Source organism: Dietzia sp. B44 (assembly GCF_014145245.1).
In the GTDB taxonomy this organism is placed as follows: domain Bacteria; phylum Actinomycetota; class Actinomycetes; order Mycobacteriales; family Mycobacteriaceae; genus Dietzia; species Dietzia natronolimnaea.
Genome location: NZ_JAALEF010000404.1, coordinates 1 through 3,985, shown reverse-complemented (window position 1 = coordinate 3,985; position 3,985 = coordinate 1). Strand labels below are relative to the sequence as shown.

Below are 3,985 nucleotides of genomic sequence, written 5' to 3'. Positions count from 1 at the left end.
GCGTAGGCAGGACGAGAATCGGCGGGGCCGGAATCGCCAGGCTCCCGGCCGGGGCCTGACCCCCGCGCCTCCCGATCGAGCCGCCCCATCGCTTCAACCAGGTGATGCGCGGCCTGCAGGCGGGTGGCCGCGGCGAGGTTCTGCGCCAGAGTGGCCGACCGCGCCACCTCGCTCAACGCCTCGGCGCCCAGCGTGTCGAGAGCCTCCGGCACGGCGCGCAGCGCCCCGAACGCCGCCGAACTCGTCGTCGTCATCATCGGATCCACCACCGCACCTCCCTGCGCCAATCGGACTCGCTACTATTCGAACGTGTGATCTAGTATATCGTCTCAACCGAGATGGCACAAGTGTTCGACTGGCCCCGTGAGGGCGGGGTCGACCTCAGGGGTATCGCGCCTCTGGGGCGAATGCGCGGGAGCGTGCGCGGGCTCGCCAGTGCAGGAAGGCCAGGCCCACCCACGAGACGAGCACGGCGGCCGCAACGGCGAGCTGGGCCGTCAGGAGATGTTCCGCTGGGTAAATGACGCCGGTGAGGTAGTGGTCGATGAACCCCGTCGAGGGAAGCGTCTCCTGGCCGGCGCGGGCGCGTCCCCAGTTCTCCACGTGGGTGAGTGGACAGTCCCACCCCACCGTCGCGATCCCGAGTCCGTAGGCCGCCGTCGCCAGATGCGGCCAGAATGTCCAACGCCAGCGCCACGCGAGGAACCCGCCCACCACCATGTACACGAGGAAGGCCGCGTGGAGCACCATCGCGACGTCCGCGACGAGTCGGTATCCCATGCCTCCAGGGTGCCAGCCGGTGCGGGAGGCGCAAGTGGCCCGACGGGGGCGGCCTCTGCTACGGTGTCCGGCATGTCGATCGCTCGCGCATATTGGCGCTTTATGTGGGCTCCGGGTGGAGCCCGCGCCGCGAGCGCACGCGTCCGCTAGCCGGACGTCCGACACCCGGAGCCCAGAGGCGGTGACCATGATGGTCGCCGCCTCCCGCCATTTCCAGCGGCGGATCCGGGTGCGCACAGGGCACCGAACAGGATCACGGCACCCGGCCCGCCACGACCACCGCATCAGGAGCGCACAGCCGTGACCATCACCGCCGAGAACCCCACCCAGACCGCCGACCGGCGAGTCCTGTCCTACTCCCCGTTGCCGACGCCGATCGAGATCCTCGGCGAACTCCCGTTGGGAGAGGCCCGCGAAGCGCTGGTCGAGCGTAGCCGCAGCGAGATCGCCGATGTCCTGGCCGGGCGCGACGACCGGCTGCTCGTGGTGGTGGGGCCCTGCTCGGTCCACGATCCCGACGCCGCGCTCGACTACGCGGGGCGCCTCGCCACACTCGCCGAGGAGGTCTCCGAGGATCTGCTCATCGTCATGCGCGTCTACTTCGAGAAGCCGCGCACCACTGTCGGGTGGAAGGGCCTGATCAACGACCCGGCGCTGGACGGGAGTTACGACATCCCGCGGGGTCTGCGCACGGCCCGCAGACTCCTCCTGGACGTGTTGGACCTCGGCCTGCCCGTCGGCTGCGAGTTCCTCGAACCGACCAGTCCGCAGTACATCGCCGACGCCGTCTCGTGGGGTGCCATCGGGGCCCGGACCACCGAGAGCCAGGTGCACCGCCAGTTGGTCTCCGGCCTGTCCATGCCGGTGGGGTTCAAGAACGGGACGGACGGCGAGGTCCAGGTCGCGGTGGACGGGTGTCGGTCCTCGGCGTCGCGCCACGTGTTCTTCGGCACCGACGCCGAGGGCCGGGCCGCCGTGGTGGAGACCGCCGGGAACACCGACTGCCACGTGATCCTCCGGGGCGGCACGGGCGGACCCAACCACGATGCGGCGTCCGTGGCGTCCGCGGTGGCGTCGGTCGCGAAGGTGGGGCTGCCCGGGCTGGTGATGGTGGATGCGAGCCACGCCAACTCCGGCAAGTCCCACGAGCGTCAGGCCGAGGTCGTGGCCGAGCTCGCCGAGCGGATCGGGGCGGGGGAGGAGGGCATCTCCGGCGTGATGGTCGAGAGCTTCCTCGAGCCCGGCGCCCAGTCCGTCGACGCCGCGGAACTCGTCTACGGCAAGTCGGTCACCGACGCCTGCATCGGCTGGGACACCACCGAGGAGGGCGTGCGCGCGCTGGCCGCGGGGGTTCGCGCCGGCCGACGGGGCTGAGCCCCCGCGGGGTCAGGGGGACCCCTGTGGAGGGGGCGTCGCGCGGTAACCTCTACCGAGTGGATGCCTCCTCCCCCCTGTACTCGCTGTACGAGTCGCGACTCCGGTCGTCACTCGAGGGTGCCCGGCTCCCACGGCACATCGCCGTGATGGCCGACGGAAACCGCCGATGGGCCAAGGAGGCCGGGTTCGCGGATGTCGCGCACGGACACCGGGCCGGGGCGGTCAAGATCGCCGAGATGCTGGGCTGGTGCGACGAGCTGGGCGTGGACGTCGCCACCATCTATCTGCTGAGCACCGAGAACCTGGGTCGTGATGCCGAGGAGCTCGACGAGCTGCTGCAGATCATCGCCGACGTGGTGGACGAGATCACCGGTCCGGACAAGAACTGGGACGTCCGGATCGTCGGGCGGCTCGAGGTGCTGCCGGACTGGCTGGCCGAGCGGCTGCGCCACGCCGAGCGCGCGAGCACCGGGCGTCGGGGGGTCAAGGTCAACGTCGCCGTGGGGTACGGCGGCCGTCAGGAGATCGCCGACGCGACCCGCGAGCTCGTCGCCCAGTTGATCGACGAGGGCCGGACCGGGCGGGACCTGGTCGACGGCATCACCGTGGAGGCCATCGGCGAGCACCTCTACACCTCCGGCCAGCCCGATCCCGATCTGGTGATCCGTACGTCCGGCGAGCAGCGGCTCTCCGGATTCCTGCTGTGGCAGAGCGCCTACTCGGAGATCTGGTTCACCGAGGCCTACTGGCCCGCGTTCCGCCGCGTGGACTTCCTCCGCGCCCTGCGCGACTACGGTGCCCGCAACCGCAGGTTCGGCCACTGATGCCGGCCTCGAACAGTCCCGCGTCCGGGGAGACGGTGCCGGAGTCGTTCACCGTGCAGGCCGTCTGCGTGGTGGACCAGCTCCTCACCGTTCCCGGCCGCGTCGGCGTGACGGCGATCGACAAGCGCCCCGTCGAGGGCCCGGTGCAGGTCCGTGAGTACGGCCTCCACGGAGACGTCCAGGCCGACCGCGAGCATCACGGCGGCGTGTGGAAGGCCGTCTACCTGCTCTCCGACTCCGACGTCGAGCCGTGGGAGCCCGAGTTCGGTGGGCCGATCCCGCCCGGGTACTTCGGCGAGAACCTGCGAGTGACCGGCGTCGACACCTCGCAGCTGCAGATCGGCACCGTCCTGGAGGTGGGCCGGGGCAGCGGTCGTCGGGGTCCGTTGCGCCTGGAGATCACCACCCCGCGCATCCCGTGCCAGACGTTCGGCGATCGCGTCGGCAAGCCCAGGTGGGTGCGCCGGTTCACCGAGGCGGGGCGACCGGGTGCGTACGCCCGTGTGCTGCGGCCGGGGCCTGTCGAGGTGGGCGACGAGATCCGGGTGGTCGCCGTGCCCACGCACGGCGTCACCATCGGGCGGGTGTTCGCGGGGGTCGACGACGACGAGGCCGGCCGCCTGCTGTCCGAGTACACGCTCTCCGACCTCGCACCGAGCCTCGTGCGCAAGCTCGACCCCGCCACGGACGTCCGGCCCTCGGACGCCGACTCCGACTGAGTCGACCCCTCAGAGCGATCTCGCTGCGGTCTTGCCGAGAGATTCAGCCGCGAGGTCGATTCCGCTCACGTTGTCCCAGGTCGCGTGTCGCTTTTCGCGGCATTCGTGACCACTCGGCGAGAGCCCGGGCCAAGAGGTGTGCGTTCGGGCAGCCGGGGGCAGTGTCCGGGCGGCAGAGGTCACCCGGGCGGCTCGGCGAGGTGGTCCCACACCGGTCCGGCGGTGCGCCACAGTGCGGGAGCCTGCTCGCGGCCCACGTCGGGCAGCCGGAACGCGCCGCTGCCA

4 protein-coding genes and 1 pseudogene are annotated in these 3,985 nt (G+C 71.2%); 3 read left to right on the top strand and 2 right to left on the bottom strand.

Going from position 1 to position 3,985, the window contains the following annotated elements; all coding sequences use genetic code 11:
* Window positions 1-257, bottom strand: a pseudogene (locus tag G6017_RS12900) (hypothetical protein); the annotation flags it as partial.
* A 124-nt stretch (window positions 258-381) separates the two neighbouring features.
* A complete protein-coding gene (locus G6017_RS12895; RefSeq protein ID WP_182610031.1) occupies window positions 382-780 on the bottom strand; it encodes a DUF2784 domain-containing protein in 399 nt (132 codons plus the stop codon).
* 300 nt (window positions 781-1,080) lie between these two features.
* Here G6017_RS12895 and G6017_RS12890 point away from each other — a divergent pair, with 300 nt between their 5' ends.
* The 3 genes from G6017_RS12890 to G6017_RS12880 are packed head-to-tail and all read left to right on the top strand — an operon-like array spanning window position 1,081 to window position 3,700.
* Window positions 1,081-2,154, top strand: a complete 1,074-nt coding sequence (locus G6017_RS12890; RefSeq protein WP_182610032.1) for a 3-deoxy-7-phosphoheptulonate synthase — start codon at window positions 1,081-1,083, stop codon at window positions 2,152-2,154.
* A 59-nt stretch (window positions 2,155-2,213) separates the two neighbouring features.
* Window positions 2,214-2,981, top strand: coding sequence for an isoprenyl transferase (locus G6017_RS12885; protein ID WP_182610033.1), 768 nt, complete (start codon window positions 2,214-2,216; stop codon window positions 2,979-2,981).
* Window positions 2,981-3,700 (top strand): MOSC domain-containing protein, encoded by a 720-nt coding sequence (locus G6017_RS12880; protein ID WP_194306003.1) that lies wholly within the window; start codon window positions 2,981-2,983, stop codon window positions 3,698-3,700. The genes G6017_RS12885 and G6017_RS12880 overlap by 1 nt, the downstream gene beginning before the upstream one ends.
* The last annotated feature ends 285 nt before the right edge of the window (window positions 3,701-3,985 follow it).